Origin of the sequence: Campylobacter concisus UNSWCS (assembly GCF_000466685.1) — a bacterium.
GTDB classification, from domain to species: Bacteria; Campylobacterota; Campylobacteria; order Campylobacterales; family Campylobacteraceae; genus Campylobacter_A; species Campylobacter_A concisus_A.
This window is the reverse complement of record NZ_ANNG01000144.1, coordinates 1-391: the sequence shown is the minus strand read 5'-3', so window position 1 is coordinate 391 and position 391 is coordinate 1. Positions and strand designations below refer to the sequence as shown.

Genomic DNA, 391 nt, shown 5'->3' with positions numbered 1-391 from the left:
AGCACTGCATGCATTTTTGTTTAAGCTTTTTGATTATTAAATTTAAAGCAGTTGGATAAAAATTAAATTTAAAAATATACAAATCCCAACCCAGTCTAAACCAGGTTGAAATTTATGAAGATTTATAAAGCAGTTTGATTAAAATTTATTCTTTCTTACTTCACTTACTATTGTCTTAGCCATGTTATCAACCTCTGATGTGACTTCATTTGCTTGGTTTGCAATTACTACATTTTCTTTTGTTAGGTGATCTATTTGAGCAACTGATTGATTTATCATATTGATACCTTCACTTTGCTCTTTGATTGATTCACTCATCTCATTTATTGATTGAGCTAGGACATTTGTATTTGCTTCTATCTCACCAAGTGATTTTTGAGTTCTCTCTGCT

At 29.9% G+C, this 391-nt stretch carries 1 pseudogene; it reads right to left on the bottom strand.

From position 1 onward, the window contains the following. Positions 1–138 precede the first annotated feature (138 nt). A pseudogene (locus UNSWCS_RS11275) lies at positions 139–391 on the bottom strand (methyl-accepting chemotaxis protein); the annotation flags it as partial.